Annotated in this window: 15 protein-coding genes; 12 read left to right on the forward strand and 3 right to left on the reverse strand. The window is 73.7% G+C overall.

Going from position 1 to position 19,297, the window contains the following annotated elements; genetic code table 11:
• Nucleotides 1-62 precede the first annotated feature (62 nt).
• The 3 genes from AC2A1K_RS23940 (at nt 63) to AC2A1K_RS23950 (ending at nt 4,182) form a co-directional block, all read left to right on the forward strand.
• A complete protein-coding gene (locus tag AC2A1K_RS23940) occupies nt 63-674 on the forward strand; it encodes a cysteine hydrolase family protein (protein ID WP_483898843.1) in 612 nt (203 codons plus the stop codon).
• Between the two features lie 125 nt (nt 675-799).
• Nucleotides 800-1,168: a histone-like nucleoid-structuring protein Lsr2 gene (locus AC2A1K_RS23945; RefSeq protein WP_483898844.1), complete on the forward strand. Its 369-nt coding sequence runs from the start codon at nt 800-802 to the stop codon at nt 1,166-1,168.
• Between the two features lie 476 nt (nt 1,169-1,644).
• Nucleotides 1,645-4,182: an ATP-dependent Clp protease ATP-binding subunit gene (locus AC2A1K_RS23950; RefSeq protein WP_483898845.1), complete on the forward strand. Its 2,538-nt coding sequence runs from the start codon at nt 1,645-1,647 to the stop codon at nt 4,180-4,182.
• 154 nt (nt 4,183-4,336) lie between these two features.
• Here the strand turns inward: AC2A1K_RS23950 and AC2A1K_RS23955 are convergent, their stop codons facing one another.
• Nucleotides 4,337-5,305, reverse strand: coding sequence for a hypothetical protein (locus AC2A1K_RS23955; RefSeq protein ID WP_483898846.1), 969 nt, complete (start codon nt 5,303-5,305; stop codon nt 4,337-4,339).
• A gap of 237 nt (nt 5,306-5,542) precedes the next feature.
• On the opposite strand from AC2A1K_RS23955, the gene AC2A1K_RS23960 reads away from it, so the two are divergent.
• The 9 genes from AC2A1K_RS23960 to AC2A1K_RS24000 all read left to right on the forward strand — a co-directional run bounded on the left by AC2A1K_RS23960 (nt 5,543) and on the right by AC2A1K_RS24000 (nt 17,127).
• Nucleotides 5,543-6,334 (forward strand): PIG-L deacetylase family protein, encoded by a 792-nt coding sequence (locus AC2A1K_RS23960; protein ID WP_483898847.1) that lies wholly within the window; start codon nt 5,543-5,545, stop codon nt 6,332-6,334.
• The gene (locus AC2A1K_RS23965) at nt 6,331-7,419 is read left to right on the forward strand and encodes a GNAT family N-acetyltransferase (RefSeq protein ID WP_483898848.1); all 1,089 of its coding nucleotides are present in this window, start codon (nt 6,331-6,333) and stop codon (nt 7,417-7,419) included. The genes AC2A1K_RS23960 and AC2A1K_RS23965 overlap by 4 nt, the downstream gene beginning before the upstream one ends.
• 195 nt (nt 7,420-7,614) lie before the next feature.
• Nucleotides 7,615-8,346: a glycosyltransferase gene (locus AC2A1K_RS23970; protein ID WP_483898849.1), complete on the forward strand. Its 732-nt coding sequence runs from the start codon at nt 7,615-7,617 to the stop codon at nt 8,344-8,346.
• Nucleotides 8,347-8,490: 144 nt separating this feature from the next.
• On the forward strand, nt 8,491-9,945 hold the full coding sequence (locus AC2A1K_RS23975; protein WP_483898850.1) for a glycosyltransferase family 4 protein: 1,455 nt from the start codon (nt 8,491-8,493) through the stop codon (nt 9,943-9,945).
• A gap of 128 nt (nt 9,946-10,073) precedes the next feature.
• A complete protein-coding gene (locus tag AC2A1K_RS23980; RefSeq protein WP_483898851.1) occupies nt 10,074-12,014 on the forward strand; it encodes an ArnT family glycosyltransferase in 1,941 nt (646 codons plus the stop codon).
• Between the two features lie 25 nt (nt 12,015-12,039).
• A complete protein-coding gene (locus AC2A1K_RS23985; protein WP_483898852.1) occupies nt 12,040-13,338 on the forward strand; it encodes a beta-galactosidase in 1,299 nt (432 codons plus the stop codon).
• Nucleotides 13,335-14,618, forward strand: coding sequence for a glycosyltransferase family 4 protein (locus AC2A1K_RS23990; protein WP_483898853.1), 1,284 nt, complete (start codon nt 13,335-13,337; stop codon nt 14,616-14,618). The genes AC2A1K_RS23985 and AC2A1K_RS23990 overlap by 4 nt, the downstream gene beginning before the upstream one ends.
• A complete protein-coding gene (locus AC2A1K_RS23995) occupies nt 14,618-16,057 on the forward strand; it encodes an oligosaccharide flippase family protein (RefSeq protein WP_483898854.1) in 1,440 nt (479 codons plus the stop codon). The genes AC2A1K_RS23990 and AC2A1K_RS23995 overlap by 1 nt, the downstream gene beginning before the upstream one ends.
• On the forward strand, nt 16,054-17,127 hold the full coding sequence (locus AC2A1K_RS24000) for a GNAT family N-acetyltransferase (protein ID WP_483898855.1): 1,074 nt from the start codon (nt 16,054-16,056) through the stop codon (nt 17,125-17,127). The genes AC2A1K_RS23995 and AC2A1K_RS24000 overlap by 4 nt, the downstream gene beginning before the upstream one ends.
• Here AC2A1K_RS24000 and AC2A1K_RS24005 read toward each other — a convergent pair.
• The gene (locus AC2A1K_RS24005) at nt 17,115-18,110 is read right to left on the reverse strand and encodes a helix-turn-helix transcriptional regulator (RefSeq protein WP_483898856.1); all 996 of its coding nucleotides are present in this window, start codon (nt 18,108-18,110) and stop codon (nt 17,115-17,117) included. The genes AC2A1K_RS24000 and AC2A1K_RS24005 overlap by 13 nt on opposite strands.
• Nucleotides 18,111-18,143: 33 nt before the next feature.
• Nucleotides 18,144-19,226, reverse strand: coding sequence for a YihY/virulence factor BrkB family protein (locus AC2A1K_RS24010; protein ID WP_483898857.1), 1,083 nt, complete (start codon nt 19,224-19,226; stop codon nt 18,144-18,146).
• Nucleotides 19,227-19,297 lie beyond the last annotated feature (71 nt).

Here is a 19,297-nt window from a genome sequence, read left to right on the forward strand (position 1 = left end):
CAGCCGAGGCGCCCCTCGCACGTCCGGCCCCGTCACGTCACCCACGACGAAGGAGTTCCACGATGAGCACTCCGTCCGACACACCCTCGACGACCCTGCGCGAGCTCACCGGCATGCCGGCGGCACCCGCGTCGCTGCGCGAGTCCGCGCTCGTGATGATCGACCTGCAGAACACGTACACGCGCGGCGTGATGGCCCTCGAGAACGTCGAGCCGGCGATCGACGAGGCCGCCGCCCTGCTCGACCGCGCCCGCAGCGCGGGCATCCCGATCATCCACGTCCAGCACGACGCCGGTGAGGGCACGCCCTACGACGTGCGCGCCGAGATCGGGGCGATCGTCGATCGCGTGGCGCCGCGCGACGGCGAGCACGTCATCGTGAAGAACTTCCCGAACTCGTTCGTCGGCACCGACCTCGAGGACCACCTGCGCAGCACGTCCACGTCGAACCTCGTGCTCGCGGGCTTCATGACGCACATGTGCGTGAACTCCACCGCTCGTGGTGCGTTCAACGCCGGTTTCGCGCCCGCGGTCGTCGCCGGGGCCACCGCGACCCGCGCCCTGCCCGGTCCCGACGGCACCGTTCCCGCGTCGTCGCTGCAGAGCGCCAGTCTCGCCGCGCTCTCGGACATGTTCGCAGTGGTCGTTCCCGACACCGCCGCGATCCCCGACTGACACGCAATTCGCGCCGCTCCCACGATCCTGCGAGGGAATCGCGGCGTGGATCACTCGACAACGCGCCGATCCCGGAAATAGGGTCCGGCCGTATCCATTCTCGGATCGGCTGCGGAGGTCGCGTGATGGCGCAGAAAGTCGTGGTGTCCCTCGTCGATGACCTGGATCAGTCCGAGGCGGACGAGACCGTCGAGTTCGGGCTCGACGGCGCCACCTACGAGATCGATCTCTCCGACGCCAACGCGTCGGCGCTGCGGGACAAGCTCGCCGACTACGTCGCCCACGCCCGGCGCAGCGGAGGCCGGCGGAAGTCGTCCACGGCGGCTTCCGCGGCTTCCGGGGCCCCCGCGTCGCGCCGCGGCGGCGGGCGTGCGGCGGTCGACCGGGAGCAGAACCAGGCCATTCGCGAGTGGGCGCGCAAGCAGGGGATGACGGTGTCCGAGCGCGGGCGCATCCCCAGCGAGGTCAGCGAGGCGTACCACAAGGCCCACTGAGCGGGCCGGTCGTCACCGGTCGCCGTCACGACCCCCCTCCGTCGAGGCCGCCTCGTCACCTGTCCGGCGTCGGCGGTGCGGTCGGATCCACGACAGCGGACACCGCGGAGCCGTGGAGTGATGCCTCTCACGGAGGCGTCGTGACCTGCCGTCGGCCACCCGTGCGCCCGCTCGGGTGGTTCGCCCGCGGCGAACGGCACGGGGGGATGACACGGGCGTTCGGGACGGTTGGACAGAACGGAGAGGGGTCGGCCGCACGTCCCGGGTGTCGTCGGACGTGGCGGCCGTCACGGTCGTGCAACCGTCGCCGTCCCGTGGCGTCACGCGCGACGACTAGGATGTCCGTACGGTGCTCTGTCAGTGTTGGGGCATCGTGGGGGTCCCGATCCGTCATCGGGCACCAGCCAAGGGGCCACCGGGCCGTTCCCTCGGGGACACTCGGTGGAGGCCGCCGGCGCAGCAGTCAGGAGTGACGAATGTTCGAGAGGTTCACCGACCGCGCGAGGCGGGTGGTCGTCCTGGCCCAAGAAGAGGCCCGGATGCTCAACCACAACTACATCGGCACCGAGCACATCCTGCTCGGGCTGATCCACGAGGGCGAAGGCGTCGCCGCCAAGGCCCTCGAGTCGCTGGGGATCGCCCTGGAGGGCGTACGCCAGCAGGTCGAGGAGATCATCGGCCAGGGCCAGCAGGCGCCCTCGGGCCACATCCCCTTCACCCCCCGCGCCAAGAAGGTGCTGGAGCTGTCCCTGCGCGAGGCGCTGCAGCTCGGGCACAACTACATCGGCACCGAGCACATCCTGCTCGGGCTCATCCGCGAGGGCGAGGGCGTCGCCGCGCAGGTGCTCGTCAAGCTCGGCGCGGACCTCAACCGCGTGCGCCAGCAGGTGCTGCAGCTGCTCTCGGGCTACCAGGGCAAGGAGCCCGCGGAGTCCGGCAGCCAGCGCGGCGAGGGCACGCCGTCGTCGTCGCTCGTGCTCGACCAGTTCGGTCGCAACCTCACCCAGTCGGCCCGCGAGGGCAAGCTGGACCCGGTCATCGGCCGGGAGAAGGAGATCGAGCGGGTCATGCAGGTCCTGTCCCGCAGGACCAAGAACAACCCGGTCCTCATCGGCGAGCCCGGCGTCGGCAAGACCGCTGTCGTCGAGGGCCTCGGCCAGGCCATCGTCAAGGGCGAGGTGCCCGAGACGCTGAAGGACAAGCAGCTCTACACCCTCGACCTCGGGTCGCTGGTGGCGGGCTCGCGCTACCGCGGTGACTTCGAGGAGCGCCTCAAGAAGGTCCTCAAGGAGATCCGCACCCGCGGCGACATCATCCTGTTCATCGACGAGCTCCACACGCTCGTCGGCGCGGGTGCCGCCGAGGGCGCGATCGACGCCGCGTCGATCCTCAAGCCGATGCTGGCCCGCGGTGAGCTGCAGACCATCGGTGCGACCACGCTCGACGAGTATCGCAAGCACGTCGAGAAGGACGCCGCCCTGGAGCGCCGCTTCCAGCCGATCCAGGTGGGGGAGCCCTCGGTGGCCCACTCCATCGAGATCCTCAAGGGCCTGCGCGACCGCTACGAGGCGCACCACCGCGTCTCGATCACCGACCCGGCGCTGGTCGCGGCGGCCACCCTGGCCGACCGCTACATCAACGACCGCTTCCTGCCGGACAAGGCCATCGACCTCATCGACGAGGCCGGCGCCCGCATGCGCATCCGCCGCATGACCGCGCCGCCGGACCTGCGCGAGTTCGACGAGAAGATCGCCGACGTCCGTCGCGAGAAGGAGTCCGCGATCGACGCGCAGGACTTCGAGAAGGCGGCGCGTCTGCGCGACGAGGAGAAGACCCTCATCGGGCAGAAGACCGAGCGCGAGAAGCAGTGGAAGTCCGGTGACCTCGACGTCGTCGCGGAGGTCGACGACGAGCAGATCGCCGAGGTGCTGGCCAACTGGACCGGCATCCCCGTGTTCAAGCTGACCGAGGAGGAGACCACGCGTCTCCTGCGCATGGAGGACGAGCTCCACAAGCGCATCATCGGCCAGGAGGACGCGGTCAAGGCCGTGTCGCAGTCGATGCGGCGCACCCGCGCCGGCCTCAAGGACCCGAAGCGTCCCTCGGGCTCGTTCATCTTCGCCGGCCCCTCGGGTGTTGGGAAGACCGAGCTCACCAAGGCGCTCGCGGAGTTCCTGTTCGGCGACGACGACGCGCTCGTCCAGATCGACATGGGCGAGTTCCACGACCGCTACACCGCCTCGCGGCTGTTCGGCGCGCCCCCCGGGTACGTCGGCTACGAGGAGGGCGGCCAGCTCACCGAGAAGGTGCGTCGCAAGCCGTTCTCCGTGGTCCTCTTCGACGAGATCGAGAAGGCCCACTCCGAGGTCTACAACACGCTGCTGCAGGTGCTCGAGGACGGCCGCCTGACCGACGGTCAGGGCCGCATCGTCGACTTCAAGAACACGGTCATCGTGTTCACGTCGAACCTCGGCACGCAGGACATCTCGAAGGCGGTCGGCCTCGGGTTCCAGTCCGGGCAGGACTCGGGCTCGAACTACGAGCGCATGAAGAACAAGGTGACCGACGAGCTCAAGAAGCACTTCCGGCCCGAGTTCCTCAACCGCATCGACGACATCATCGTGTTCCACCAGCTGCGCGAGGACGAGATCGTGCAGATGGTCGACCTGATGATCGGTCGCACCGAGAAGCAGCTGCAGAACAAGGACATGTCGATCGAGCTCACCGACGCCGCGAAGAAGCTGCTCGCGCAGCGCGGCTTCGACCCGGTGCTCGGCGCCCGTCCGCTGCGCCGCACGATCCAGCGCGAGATCGAGGACCAGCTCTCCGAGAAGATCCTCTTCGGCGAGGTCGAGTCCGGCCAGATCGTGCTCGTCGACGTCGAGGGCTGGACGCCCGAGACCGACGACAACGGGGTCACCAAGCAGGCCCCGGAGTCGGCGACCTTCACCTTCCGCGGTGAGGCCAAGCCGACCCCGGTCCCGGACACCCCGGAGGTCGCGGCGGCGGAGTAGGCCCCGCACGCGGGACACGCACCCGGAGCCCCGGTCCCTCGTCCGCGAGGGCCCGGGGCTTCGGCGCGTCCGGGGTGCGCGAGATGTCAGCGGCGTGGCGTCGCAGACGTTGAGTGTCCGTAACGCCACGCGCTCGCTTCGATCTTGAAGGTTCTCAGGCCGACGCCGGCTCGAACCGCACACGCGGCGTGGGCATGAGCGCGGCGGTCGCCAGCGCGTCGAGGATGTCGGTGTGCAGGCCGTCGGGGTCATGACGGCGCTGGGCCGGTCGCACGCTCAGGACATGCAGGTTGGCCGCTCGGAGGCGACGCTGGTAGGTGAGGGTCTCCTGCACCTGGTCGGGCGTGGCGAAGTGGTGCTCGACGGAGTCGACCTGCAGCACGAAGCCGAGCTCCCTGACGAACCCGTCGGCAATCGCCAGGAACCTGCCGTTCTCGTCGTACAGCCTGACGTTCCACTCGATCTCCGGGAGGTCGGCGCACTGATGCCAGAACTCCCGAACCTCGTACTCCGCCGCGGACCAGATGCCGTCGTCGATGGCCGTCAGGACGCGGCGTGGAGCCGCTGATCCCTTGCGGCAGCCATGGTCGAGTTCCTGACGCAGGTCCCCAGGGGTCGTCATCCAACGCCGCACGGCCTCGGCGAAGACAGCCGAGATCGTCGTGAGGTCCTTCTGGCGCCGCGACCAGTCGGTGAGGCAGCGGACGACGGGAGCAACGGCGAGCCCGTCACGGGTGTTCGGCCTCGGCAGGCGCTTGGTCCGTTCGATCACGATCTTCGGCGTGCTCAGCACCCGGCGTGGATCGTGAATGAGGACATGGACGGTCGTCGGATCGTCGCCGCTCCGGATGCCGTAGTGCCGGGCTCCGCCGAGCCCAGTCAGCCTGGCGCCTTCGCCCGCATAGACGAGCGCCGCGATCTCCCACTGCCGGTAGGTCGGTTCTCCGCTGGACAGGAGGAACGTCGCCGGCGCCATGAGCTGCCACGGGCCGTCCTCCTGGGTGCGCCGGTACGCCGTGCGCTCCGGGACTCCCTGGGCGACGAGTTCGTCGATCGAGATGACCCCCTCCCAGCTCGCAGCACGAAGCCGCTCCAGCTCCTGGGCCCACTTCCCTCGTCGCACGTATCGAGGATCGCGACCTCCGCAGCTTCGTGGGCCCCGTTTCGCGTCACCTGTGGACAACTCCGGGGGTGTCGACGAGGGGGGCCGCGTCCTGTGGATGGAGGCGATCGTGTCATCGAGCGCGTGGCGTTACGGACACTCAACGTCTGCAGCGCCACGTCGCTGACAGGAAGCGGGTCTACGATCCGCCGGACGCGATCAGCAGGGTGGGGTCCCGGTGCACGGAGAGGAGACGCCGTGACGGGTTTGCCGGCCTTCCTCGCCGACACCCCGCCCGGCGAGGCGCTGTTGTTCCTCTCCGCCCATCTGGACGACGCCGTCCTCTCGTGCGGCGGGCTCATGGCCGCCGTGAGGGACCGGCATCCGCTGCTCGTCGTGACGATCTTCAGCGAGGCCGGGGAACCGCCGCACACGCGGGCCGCGCGGACGTTCCTGGGCCAGTGCGGCGCCGACGATGCCGCGTCGCTGTTCGCCGCGCGCCGCGCCGAGGACCGGGCGGTGCTCGACGAGCTGGGCGCGCGGACCGAGCACCTCGGCGAGGTCGACGCCCTGTTCCGGCGCCGCGACGTTCCCGCAGGACTCGAGCGCGGCGCGACGAAGATCCCCGAGCTCGTCCACCGCTACCCGACCTACCGGTTCGACATCGCGCTCGGTCGCGTGTCCGCCGGCGACCGGAAGATCGTGCACATCGTGACCCCGCGCGTCCGGGCGCTCGCCGACGAGGTCGGGGCGCGCACCGTGTTCTGCCCGGTCGGCGTCGGGCGCCACGTCGACCACGTGCTCACCCGCCGGATCGGCGAGGCCCTGGGGCTCCGGGTGATCCACTACTCCGACTTCCCCTACGACCTCACGCACCCCACGGAGCCGGCCTTCCTCGCACGCCACGGGGCCGGGCGTCGCGCCTTCGCCGACGGCACCGCCGACCGCGAGCGTCTGGTCCGCGGCTACGCCACCCAGGTGCACGCCCTGTTCGGCGACGGCGCGATCCCGGCGACGCCTGAGATCTACTACCCGGCGAGCGTCCCGTGATCCAGCCGCTCGACCCCGACCTGATCGACGCGTGGGACGCGCTCGCCCTGGCCACCGGCGCCCCGGTCTTCGCGCGCCCCGGCTGGCTGATTGCGTGGGCGGACGCGTTCGGCAAGCGCGAGGACCTCGAGGCCATGACCGTGCACCGCGACGGCGCGCTGGTCGGCGTGCTGCCCGTGACCTCCGGCCGGCTCGCCGTGCGCACGCCGACGAACTCCGAGACCGCGCTGGTCGCCCCGGTGATCGCCGACGACGACGCCGCGGGCGAGCTCGCGCAGCGTCTCCTCGCCCGCCGCGCCGGCACCGTCGATCTCGACGCCGTCCTGGCCGACGACCCGCTGACCCGGGCCGTCAGAGCAGCCGCCGGGAGCACGCCGGCCACCGAGATCGTCCGCTGCTCGTCGCCCTGGGTCGACACCTCGGGCGACCCCGCCGACTTCCCGAAGCGCCTGTCGAGGAACCGCCGCCACGGGCTCAAGCGCCTGGCCAATCGGCTCGACGAGGCCGGCGAGGTCTCCTTCGACGTCCACGACGGTCGCGAGGACGACCTCGACGAGCTGCTCCGTGACGGCCTGCGCCTCGAGGCCCGGGAGTGGAAGCTCGCCGCCGGCTCGGCGATCGTGTCCAGCCCCGCCCGCGTCAGCTTCTACACGCAGGCCGCGCGCTGGGCCGCGGACGCCGGCGTCCTGCGCCTGGCCTTCCTGCGCCTCGACGGGCGCGCGATCGCGTTCGGCTACTGCCTGCAGCAGGGCCCGACGCTGCACTTCCTCAAGCTCGGCATGGACGACGACCACGCCAAGCTCGGGCCCGGCATGATGATCACGAAGCAGCTGATCGACCACGCCTTCGCCCAGCCCGAGGTCCGCGAGCTCGACCTGCTCGGCGAGAACGAGTCCTACAAGGCCGACCTCGCCAGCGGGGTGCGCGACCAGGTCCGGCTGCGGGTCTACCCCGCGCCAGGCCTCGGCACCGTCCAGCAGAAGGCCACCGAGGCCGTCGCGGACCTCCGGAGGGCCGCCGTCGCCCGCCTCTCCGGGCCCACCCGCGAGCGCCTCCTGGCGCTCCGCAACCGCCTGCAGCGCTGAGGCCCAGGGCCGGAAGGCCCACCTCGCGCGCCGGAACCCCACCCGGGCAGCGGGGGATCACCCCACCTCGGGAGGCGGGTCCCCACCGCTGGTCGGCGGGTCCGCACCCATGGCTCGCGGGCGATCACTCACGACTCTGGTTCCTGCCAGAACGGACCGCCGACCACCCGGTCGGCACACCCCCGGGAGCCCGCCGTGAACGCCGTGACCGCCACCCGCCGGGCCGCCGACCTCGAGATCGTCATCCCCGCGTACAACGAGGCCGAGCGGCTGCCGCGCACCCTCGAGGCGACCGCCGCGTTCCTCGCGCACCAGCCGTGGGACGTGCGGATCGTGGTCGTCGACAACGGCAGCGTGGACGACACGGCCGAGCTCGCCCGCCGGGTGGCCGCCCGCTGGGCCGGGACCGTCGAGATCGAGGTCATCGGCTGCTCGACCAAGGGAAAGGGCGCCGCCGTCGCCCGCGGCCTGGCGACGAGCACGTCGACGTTCGTCGGGTTCATGGACGCCGACCTGAGCACGCCGGTCGAGACGCTGACCGCCGCGATGTACCACCTGCAGCTGGGCGCCGGCGCCGTCATCGCGTCCCGCCACGCCCCCGGCGCCGCGTTCGCCGAGCCGCAGCCGCTGGGCCGCCGCGTCGGCGGTGCCGCGTTCCGGGCGCTGAGCCGCTCGCTGGTCCCCGGGGTGCACGACTCCCAGTGCGGGTTCAAGTTCTTCTCCCGCGAGCTGGTCGTCCGCGCGCTCGAGGAGTGCCGGGTCACCAACTTCGCCTTCGACGTCGAGCTCCTGCGCCGGGTGCGCCAGGTCGGCGGCGACATCGTCGAGGTCCCCGTGACCTGGACCGACGACGCCCGCTCCACCTTCCACCCCGTCCGCGACGGCATCCCCAGCTTCCTCGCCGTCCTGCAACTGCACGCCGCCTGAGGCACCCGACCGCGGGGGTGGGGAGAACCCCACCTCCGGCCGGCGGGACCACCCCGCGCGCAGGCGGGTCCGCACCATTCGATCACCGGCGCGAGCGGAGCAAGGTCGTCTCCAGCAGCAGGAGAGCGGCCCGAGGAGCACACCATGAGCGCCACGCAGATCATCGACCTCGCCGCCGAGCGTCGCGCCCGTCGCGAGGCCCCGGCGCCGTCCGACCGCCAGATCGCCCGCCTCGCCGGCCGCCACGTGCTGGTGCTCAACTGGCGCGACGTCCGCCACCCGCAGGCCGGCGGCGCCGAGGCGTATATGCACGAGATCGCGCGCCGCTGGGTCGCCGCCGGCGTCCGGGTCACCTGGTACGCCGCCCGCCCGGAGGGCCTGTCGCGCCGCGAGATCGTCGACGGCATCGAGATCGTCCGCGGCGGCGGCGAGCTCACCCTCTATCCGCGGGTGCTCGCCCGCCTGGCCCGCACCCGCGGCCGCTTCGACGCGATCGTCGACTGCCAGAACGGCATCCCGTTCTTCTCCCCGCTGGTCGCCGGCGACCTGCCCGTCCTGCAGGTGCTGCACCACGTCCACCAGGACCAGTTCGCCACCCGCTTCCCGGCCCCGCTCGCCGCGCTCGGCCGGTTCCTCGAGGGCCGCGCCGCCCGTCGCGTCTACGGCGGGCGCACCGTCGCCGCGGTGTCCCCGTCGACGCGCCGGGAGCTGCGCCGCCGGCTCGGCTTCCGCGGCCCGGTCGCGATCGTCCCCAACGGCAGCGCGCCGCTGCCCGCCCCGCGCACCCGGCGGGCGCCGGCGCCGACCGTCGCGGTGGTCAGCCGGCTGGTGCCCCACAAGCGGGTCGACGTGCTGCTCGGCCAGATCGCCGAGGTCGCCCGCGCCGTCCCCGGCCTGCAGGTCGACATCGTCGGGGATGGGCCGGAGCGCCCGCGCCTCGAGGCCCTCGTCGCCGAGCTCGGCCTGACCGGCACCGTCACCCTGCACGGCTTCGCGCCCGACGACGTCCGCGACGCGATCATCGGTCGCGCCTGGGTCACGACGTCCACCAGCGACGCCGAGGGTTGGGGCTGCACGGTCATCGAGGCTGCCGCGCAGGGCGTGCCCTGCGTCGCCGTCGACGTCCCCGGCATCCGCGACTCCGTCGTCGACGGCCGCACGGGCCGCCTCGTCCCGGCCGTCACGGTGATGGGAGCGGCGATCACGGAGGTGCTCCGCGAGCTCGCCGACGACGACCGCGCGACCGTGTGGGAGTCGGCATGCCGCGAGTGGGCCGGCTCCTTCACCTGGGAGCGCAGCGCCGACCTGCTGGCCGGCGCGCTGCTCGCCGACGCCCGTCCGGCCCGCTCCGACCTGGCCACCGTCGCCCACTTCCGCCGTCCCGCCGGCTTCGACGCACACGACCTCACCGCGGCCCTGCGCAGCACCGACCAGATCCACGTCGAGGGCAACGAGGTCGCGGTCCTGCTCACCGGGTGCGACGAGACCGACGCTGCCGCCGTGCTCGCGCGGTTCGGCGTCACGGGTGCGGAGCTCCGTCTCGCCGAGAAGCGCGACCTGCTGGCCGGGCCCCTCGCGAGCGTCGGCGCCGCCGCGTGAGCGACGAGGGAATCGGGACTGTCCGTGACCGGGAGTCAGGCTTTAGAGTGATGTATCACCAGCAGAAGGCGCCATTGTCACGGTCAGTGGCGATACCGCACCGGGCACGGCGAGGGGGAGGTGGGGGCGTGCGCGACGGCCACCGCACGCCGCCCGGCTCCGGACGGCCCGGCCCCCCGCAGCGCCCCGCGGGCCCGCCGACGGGGCGCCCGAACGCCCCGGCACCGGGCCGCCCGACGAGTCCGCCGGGAGGCCGGCCCGGAGCCCAGCCCGGCGGCCGGCCACCCCAGCAGCCACCCCAGCAGTCACCGCGCGGCCCCGCCCCGCAGCCACCGCGCGGCCCCGCCCCGCAGCGCCCCCGCACGCCCGGCGGACAGGGCGTCACCCCCGTGGCGCCCGGCACCCCGCCCCCGGCGTTGGGCACCCCGAAGGACACGAAGGACAAGAAGGGCAAGAGCACGAAGGGGAAGGGCCGGACCGCGACGACGGCCCCCGCCGGCGGCCCGCCGGCCACGGGCACGATGCTGGTCCCGCTCGCGGCGCGCGAGAAGCTCGGCGAACTGACCGTCGGGCGCGCGTGGCCGCTGACGATCGCCATCGGGGTCGTCGCCTTCGTCATCCGGGCGATCGGCCTGGGGCGCGCCAACGACCTGTTCGTCGACGAGCTGCTCTACGCCCAGATCGGCAACTCGGTCGCCGACGGGCACCTCCCGTCGTTCGAGAACAGCCCGTTCTTCCTGCACCCGGTCGGCTCGTTCCTGCTCGACGCCGCCTTCATCAAGATCTTCGGTCTGGGCTCGCTGCCCGTGATGGACCTCGTCTACGGGCTGCGCTGGCTCACCGCGATCCTGGGCGCGATCACCGTGGTGCTGGCCTTCCGCCTGCTGCGCAAGATCACCCCGCTGCCGATCGCGCTCGGCGGCGCCGCGGTGCTGGTGTTCGACCCGTTCGTCCTGCGCAGCGACAGCCGGGTCATGCTCGAGACCCCGGCGACCATGTGGACGCTGGCGGCCTGGCTCCTGCTCCTCGGGGTGCTGACCAACCCGGCGGACGAGCGCGTGCGGCAGTGGCGCGAGGTCGGGGTCGGCGTCGTCTTCGGGCTCGCCCTGGCCACCAAGGACATGACGGTCTTCCAGATCCTGGTGCCGCTCGTGCTCGCGATCTTCTGGCGCAGGACGCTCGCCGCCGTGCAGGTCGGGCGCATCGCGCTCGGCGCCGCGGTGCCCTACGCCGTGTTCATCGCGGTGGTCGCCGCGAACGGCATGCTCGGCGAGTTCACCACCCAGAAGCTCAGCGGCGTCCGGCGGATGTTCGGCATCGACCAGATCACCGGGTTCCACGCCGGCAACGTGAGCCTGCTCGACCGGCTGATCGCGGAGCTCTCGCGCTTCGGCACGAGCTACGTGCTGCTGGGGCTGTGCCTGTTCGCGGGCATCGGCACGGTCTTCGCGAGGCCGACCGGCCGCCGTCTCATGGGGCTGATCGGCGTGTCGACGGGCCTGTTCGGCGTCTACGCGGCCTCGGCCGGGGCGCTCGAGGAGCAGTTCGGCTACTACACCGTGGTCGTCTCGGTCGTCGTCTGCGCGACCGCGATCGCCGAGCTGGGCGACCGCCGGCCCCCGCTGCGCCGTCCGCTCGCGATCGCCGGCGCGGTGTTCGTCGCCGCGACGCTGGTGCTGGGCGTCTCCGCCCGCGTCACCGTCGACGACGGCTTCCCGCAGGCGCGGGCGTACCTCGACACGCTGCCGCCGGACGCGCGGGTCGGCCTCACCGGACCCGTCGCCCAGCTCGCGTTCCTGCCCCGTCCGAACTGGGGCGACTGGCCGAGCCTGACCGCCCTGCGCGACAACGACGCCCAGTACGTCCTGACCTCGCAGCGCCCGCTGCAGCAGGGCTACGGCGACGCCGCCCCCGAGATGCTGACGTGGCTCGAGCAGAACGCCGAGCCCGTGTTCGTCACCACCGGGCCCAGCAACGGCGACACCGTCGTCTGGGAGGTCGACCGCGGCGAACTCGACGCCGCGATCGCCGCCGGCCAGGACGTGCCGCCGGTCTCCGAGAGCGGGTGACCCGGTGGCGCACGGATGGTCCGTCGTGGCCCTCGTGGCGGCGCTGACCCTGGTCCTGGCGGGCTGCGGGTCGGGCGATCGCGCCGAGGCGCGCCCGCCCGCGGGCGGCCCCGCGTTCGGTGTGCTCGCCTCGTCGTGCGACCCGGAGCGGGTGGACGCCCTGCGCCGGGCCGGTGTCACGACCGTCGTGGTCGAGATGCAGTGGGCCGCGACCGAGCCCGCTCCCGGCGCCGTCGACGCCGGGTACCTCGCGGGGGTCCGGCAGCGCGTCGCGACCTGCGTGGGCGCCGGCATGCGGGTGGTGCTCGGCGCGGGCATCCACAATCCGCCGGCCTGGGTGCTGGATCTGCCCGGCGCCGGATACGTCGACCAGTTCGGCACGACGTCGTCGCAGGGCGAGGCCAACCTCGTGTTCAGCGCCGCGGCCCGGGAGGCGGCGGCGGACTACGTGCGCCGGCTCGCGGCGGGCGTCGGCTTCGACGGGGTGGCGGCGGTGCGGCTGGTCGGGGAGCTGGGCTACCCGGCGCCGGCGAACCCCGTCGAAGGGCCCTCGTTCTGGGCGTTCGACGAGGCGGCGCAGGGCGGTCCGGGCCTCGCGGACGGGGTGTCGCCCGCGCCGATGCCCGGCTGGCTCCCGGCCGTCCCGGTCTGGCAGGGCGCGCCGGTCACCGACGAGCAGGTGGCCGGTTGGTACGACTGGTACACCGCCTCGCTGATCGGGAGCGTCACCTGGCTCGCCGACACCTGGCGCGGTGCGGGCTTCACCGGCGACCTGCACGTGCCGCTGACCGGGCGCGGGGTGCTCCCCGACGACCGCGAGGAGGCCGTCGCAAGCCGCCTGGACGGCAGCGGCAACCCGGACGGCGCCCTGGGCCGGGGCCTGGACTACCCGCGGCAGTTCGGCGTCCTCGCCGAGCTCAACCACCGGTCCCGGGTCCTCGTCGGCTACACCGGCCTCGACGACGACACCGCGACCCGCGCCCGGGCCGCCGACGCCCCGCAGGACACCTGCGCTCCCGGCGACACCCCCGAGGGCCTCATCGCGGCGGGCCTCGAGCGCGGCGCGGCGCAACGCTGGACGATCACGCTCGCCCGCGCCGCGGGCCTCGGCGTCGTGGGCGAGAACCCGGGCCCGCCCGGACCGACGACGGGCGGCTCGCCGTTCTCCGACAGCGAGGCCGACCAGATGGTGCAGGCCGCCCGGTACGCCCGCGACTGCGGCCTCGAAGCCTTCTACCTGGCGTTCGAGGACGACCTGTTCACGCCCGGCTCGGAGGTCGACCCGGAGTCCTACGGGCGCATCATCGCCGGGGCGGGGTCATGAGGATCCTCCACCTGGGCTTCGAGCACCCGCACATGCCCGGCGCCGGCGGCGGGTCCCGGCGCACCCACGAGATCGACCGCCGGCTGGTCGCCCGCGGGCACCGGGTCACCGTGCTCACGACCCGCTACCCCGGCGCGACCGACGCCGTCGTCGACGGCGTGCGCTACGTCCCGGTAGGGCCGTGGACGGGGACCAACCGGCTGAGCCGCCTCGCCGGGTACGTGCTCGGCCTTCCCGCGGCCGTGCGCCGCCACCGCGGGGGCGCCGACGTGGTCGTCGAGGACTTCTTCGCGCCGTTCTCCACCATGGCGGCGCCGCGCTGGACCGGGCGCCCGACGGTCGGCGTCGTCCAGTGGCTGCACGCCCGGGACAAGGCACGCCAGTACAAGCTGCCGTTCCACCTCGTCGAGCGCGCCGGCGTGCGCCGCCACCACCGCCTCGTCGCCGTCTCCGAGGGCACCGCCGAGAAGCTGCGCGGGCTCAACCCGGCCGCGCGCGTCGACGTCGTCGGCAACGGCGTCGACCGCGCCCTGCTCGAGGCGCCGGCCGGCGTGGGCCGCGACGTCGTGTTCCTCGGGCGCCTGGAGCTCGAGGGCAAGGGGCTCGACCTGCTGCTGACGGCCTGGAAGAAGGTCGGCGCGCGACTCGGCGGCGAGCTGCTCGTCGCGGGCGGCGGACCCGAGGAGCCGCGCGTGCGGCGCTTCGCCGAGGAGCTCGGCGTCGAGGGCGTGCGGTTCCTGGGCTGGTGCGACGGCCCCGAGAAGGCCGCGCTCCTCGCCGGCGCCCGGATCGTGGTCGTCCCGTCGCGGCACGAGACGTTCGGGATGGTCGCGGTCGAGGCGCTCGCGACCGGCACCCCGGTCGTCGCCTTCGACATCCCGTGCCTGCGCGAGGTGATCCCGCCGGAGGTCGGCTGGACCGTGCCGCCGTTCGACGTCGACGCCCTCGCCGCGTGCCTGGTCGACGTGGCGTCCGACGCCGACCGCCTGGCCACCATGGGGGCCGCGGGCCGCGACTTCGCCCGCGCCTACGACTGGGACGCCCTCGCCGCGGCGCAGCTCGCGGTGTACGAGCAGGTCGCCGCCGGGCTCCCCGACGTCAGCGACCGGGTCCGCGAACCCCGCGCAGGAGTAGGGACCACCCCCGCCGCCCGGGGGTCGGCTCCCTCGTCGGTCGATCTCTCCGGGACGACGCTGGTCCCACCGGCGAACGGGGAGGGCGAACCAGGATGCGAGCGCTTCGAGGACACCAGTCCGCAGCCACCGGCACCGCCGTCCTGATGCTCGGCACCGTGCTGACGGCCCCGCTCAACTACGGCTTCGGGCTCGCGCTGGCGTGGCTGCTCCCCACCGCCGAGTTCGGCGTCGTGAGTGTGCTGCTGACCGTGCTGCTGCTCGCGACCTCGGTGCTCGCCGCCGGCTTCCCGTGGGCACTGGCGCGGACCGTGGCGCGCGCCGACGAGACCACCGACTCCGCCTTCCGCGGCGCCCTGATCGGCAACGTCGGGCTCGGGGCCGCCCTCGCCGGTGGGTTCGCCGCCGTGCAGCTGACGACCGGCGCGATCCTGCCCGGCGTCGGCGCCGGGCTGACGCTGCTGGTCGCGGGCACGATCGTGCTTCTCGCGCTCGGCCAGGTGCTGGTCGGTGGGCTGCAGGGCGCCCAGCGGTTCACCGCGGTCGGCACCGCGCGCATCGTCGAGGTGATCGTCAAGGTCGTGCTCGGCGTCGGCATCGTCGCGCTGCTCGGCTCCGGGGCGCTGGGCGTGGGCTGGGCGCTGCTGGCCGGCGCCGCCGGTGCCGCCGGCTGGGCGTGGTGGACGCTGCGCGACCGCCTGCCGAGCCTGCGCGGCGCGATCGCCGGCTGGCGCTCGTTCGCGGCCGCCGCCCCGATGGCCGCGGGCACCACCGGCTTCGGCCTGATCGGCACCCTCGACGTCCTGCTGCTCGGCGCACTCGGCCACGGCCACGGCGTCACGTTCGCCGCCGTCGGCATCTACCAGGTGGCCGCGATCCTGGCCAAGGCGCCGTTCCTCGCCGGCAGCGCCCTGTCCGAGGCCGTCTTCCCCTTCATCGCCCGCTCCCGCGGCGCCGACGAGGCGCACGGGTGGTTCGTCACCGCGTTCCGCTGGGTCCCGCTGGCCCTGACGCCCGTCGTGCTCGTGCTCGTCGTGACCCCCGAGACGCTGGTCGGGCGCCTGTTCCCCGCCGAGTACGCCGCCGCCGTCGGCCCGACGCGCGTCGTCGCGATCGGCGCGCTCGGCCTGATCGTGGGCGACATGCTGCTCAAGGCGCTGTTCGCCCGCGGGTTCGCCGGTTCCGCCGCGGCGCGCATCCCGCTGGCCGCGCTCGCCGAGGTCGCGACGATGGTGGTGCTGGTCCCGGGCCACGGCGCGACGGGCGCGGCGGCCGGCTTCGCCGTCGGCGCCTGGGTCGGCGTCGCCGCACTGGCCTCGGTGTACGTGCGCCATCACCGCCTCGGCCGCGTCCGGGCCCGCGTCGCCGCCGCCTGGACCGGCGCGGTCACCGTGCTCGCCGGCCTGCTCGTCACCGCCGCGATCGCCGGCACCGGGCTCGACCTGCCATTGATCGTCCTGGGTCTCGTCGGCTACGCGGTGCTCGCCGTCCGCTGGGGCGTCGTGCCCGCACAGGACGTCGCCCGCGTCCGCGACCTGCTCGCCCGCCTGACCCGCCGTGCGACCGCCGAGGAGGTCGCCGCGTGAGCATCACCAGCCCCGCACCCCGCGACGAGTGGCGTCGCCTCCTGCCCGCCGACCCCCAGGCCGTCGCCACCCAGACCCCGGAATGGCTCGACTGCCTGTGCGCCCGGACCGGCCGGACCGACGCGAGCAGGCTCTACGAGCTGCCGGGCGGTCGCCGGGGCCTGCTGCCGCTGGTCGCGCGGACCGTCGCCGGGGTGCGGGTGGCCGAGGAGTCGTTCCCGTACGGCTGGGGCTACGGCGGGCTGATCGCCGAGGGCGGGGTCACCGCCGACGACTGCCGCGTGGTGCTGGACGACCTCGCCCGCCGCCCGGTGGTCCGGACCGGCGTGGTGCCGACGTCGCTCGCGGGCTCGGCCTGGGCGGACGTCGCGCCGGGGAGCGCGATCCGCGTGCCGTACACCGCGCAGGTCGTCGACCTCTCCCCGGGCTACGACCACCTCTGGGAGAAGGTGTTCAAGCGCCAGGTCCGCAACTCCGTGCGCAAGGCCGAGCGCTTCTCGCTCGACGTCCGCCGCGAGCGTGGCGACGACCCCGACGGCGTCGGTGTCCGCGCGTTCGCCGAGCTCTACGGCCAGCAGGTCGACCGCTGGGCCGCCCAGCGCGGGCAGCCGCTGTGGCTCGCGCACCGGGTCGCCGCCGCGCAGGACCGTCCCGGTCAGGTCGCCGCGGTCGCGGCCGCGATGGGGGAGCGGTGCGTGGTGTGGTCGGCGTTCCACGAGGGCCGGCCGGTCGCGGTCAACGTCGTCCTCCAGCACGGGCAGCACGCGCTGGGCTGGCTCTCGGCGATGGACGACGCGCTGTCCCGCGAGACGCTCGCGACCTACGTCCTGCACACCCGCTCGTTCGCCGACGCCGCGGCCGAGGGTGTGCACTGGTTCCACATGGGCGAGTCCGATCCCGGCTCCGCCCCCGAGCGGTACAAGGCCTACTTCGGCGCGGCGTCCGTGCCCTACGAGGCGCTGCGCTTCGAGCGGCTGCCGCTGACCCGCGCCGAGAGGGGCCTGCGCCACGTCGTCGCCAAGGCCTCGGAGCGCCTGGGGGCTGCGACCGCGCGCGCTCAGGCCGGGTAGAGCGCCGCCATCGTGCGCGCGGTCTCGGCCATCTGCTCGCGCAGCGCGGGCGGACCGAGGACCTCGACCTCGGCACCGAGCGCGAGCAGCTCCGAACGGGCGTGCGCGAGCGACTCGATCGGGATGACGGCCCGCACCCAACCGTCCTCGTCGGCGGGCCAGCTGCCCTCGGCGAGCGCGCGGGCGGTGTGCGGTCGCAGGATCACCGGGGCGAGCTCGAGCGCACGTGGCGAGAACCGGACCTCGGCCTCGGCCTGGTACAGCGCGTCGGTGAGCTCCTGGGTGCGCTGGTGCCAGTACTTCCAGAGGTCGAAGCCCTCGGGACGGTCGAAGCGCACGTCGAGCGTCTCGAGGTCGAGGATGCGCGCGATGCGGTAGGTGCGGGGGCCGGCGTCGCTCTCCCCGGCCGGCAGGGCGACCAGATACCAGGTCCCCGCCTTGAGCACGAGCCCGAGCGGGGCGAGCTCGCGCTCCACCTCCGGCTCGCGCCCGCCCGTCGCCCAGCGGCGGTAGCGCACGCGCAGCAGGCGCTGGTTCCACACGGCGTCGGCGACGCCCGTGAGCGTCGGGACGTGGTCGGCCTCGCGGAACCAGCCGGGGGCGTCGAGGTGGAAGCGCTCGGCGATCCGCCCCGCCCGGTCCGAGAGCTCGTCCGGCAGGGCCGCCTGGACCTTGAGCTGGGCCGCGGCCAACACCCGACCGAGGCCGAGCTCGGCGGCCGCGTCGGGCATGCCGGACAGCGCCAGGGCGTCGGCCTCGTCGGCGGTCATGCCCGTCAGGTGCGTGCGGTAGCCCTCCAGCAGCGAGTAGCCGCCCTCCGGGCCGCGGTCGGCGTAGACCGGGACGCCGGACGCCGAGAGCGCGTCCATGTCGCGGTAGATCGTGCGGATCGAGACCTCGAGCTCGTCGGCCAGCTCGCGCGCGGTCAGGCGGCCGCGGTTCTGCAGCAGCAGGAGGACGGAGAGCAGGCGGCTGGCGCGCACACGTCAGTGGTACCCCATGGCTGACAGGAACTGTCAGCCACGTCCCCCGTCCGGGCCCACGGTTTCCACCGACTGCTGGTCCGCCTGGTCAGCGGGCTGCAGCTCGTCCGGGATGCCGTCCTCGTCCGCGTCGCGGAGCAGCGGATCGCCCTGTCCGGCCCGTGCGGCCTCGAGCTGGGCGGCCACGGCCACGCCGAGCAGCAGCGCCACGCCGGTCACCGTCGCCCACAGCAGCAGCGCCATGATCCCGGCGAGCGGGCCGTAGGTGTCGCTGAAGTCGCCGGAGACCGCGACGTAGAGCGCCACGCAACCGGACGCCGCGAGCCAGAGGACCACCGTGAGCCCGGCGCCGAGCGCGAGCCACGACAGCCCGGGTTGATGTCGGCGCGGGGAGAAGCGGAAGAGCACGGTCACGGCGAGGACGAGCGCGGCGAGACCCACGGGCCAGCGCAGGACGTCGAAGATCGTCTCGGCGACGTCGCCCCACCGGTAGACGTCCTCGACGGCGTCGCCGAGCGGGCCGCCGGCGATGATCAGGACCAGGCCGAGCCCGAGTGACGAGCCGGCGGTCAGGGTGAGGAGGGCCGCGCGGCTGTACTTGCGCAGGAAGGGCCGGTCGCGCTCGGTGCCGTAGATCCGGTTGGTGCCGCGCTCGAGCTGGGCGATCGCGCTGGTCATGGCGAGGAACGCGGTGATCAGACCGAAGGCGACGGCGAGCTCGCCGACGTTCTCGCTGCGCGAGTCCTCCGGGTCGCCGTCCTCCTCCGGGAGCTCCGCGGGGCCGCGGGCGACGACGTCGGCGAGCAGCTGGTCGCCCGCGCCGGGGGACACCGCGACGACCGTGCGCGCGACGACCTGCGCGACCGACTCGGCGCCCACGGCCGTCGCCAGCCCGCTGCCGGCGATGACGAGCGGGACGATCGCGAGCGCGAGCTGCAGCGCGAAACCACGGGCGTGGCTGAACCCGTCGCCGTAGCGGAAGCGCTGGAGAGCGTCGCGGAGCAGCGTGACCAGCCCGACCCGCCGCGCGGTGTGCCAGGCGTCGTCCGCCTGCAGCGCTCCGTCCTTGCTGCCGTCCATGTCCGTGGTGACGGGCACCGCGCGCACCGAGCTCACACGTTCCATCTTCCCCGTTTCGAGTCGAGCTCCGCAGGCATCGTCTCCCGAACCTGACCGGGGATGTCAGC

The organism is Actinomycetospora sp. 2LY8.5, assembly GCF_057180585.1.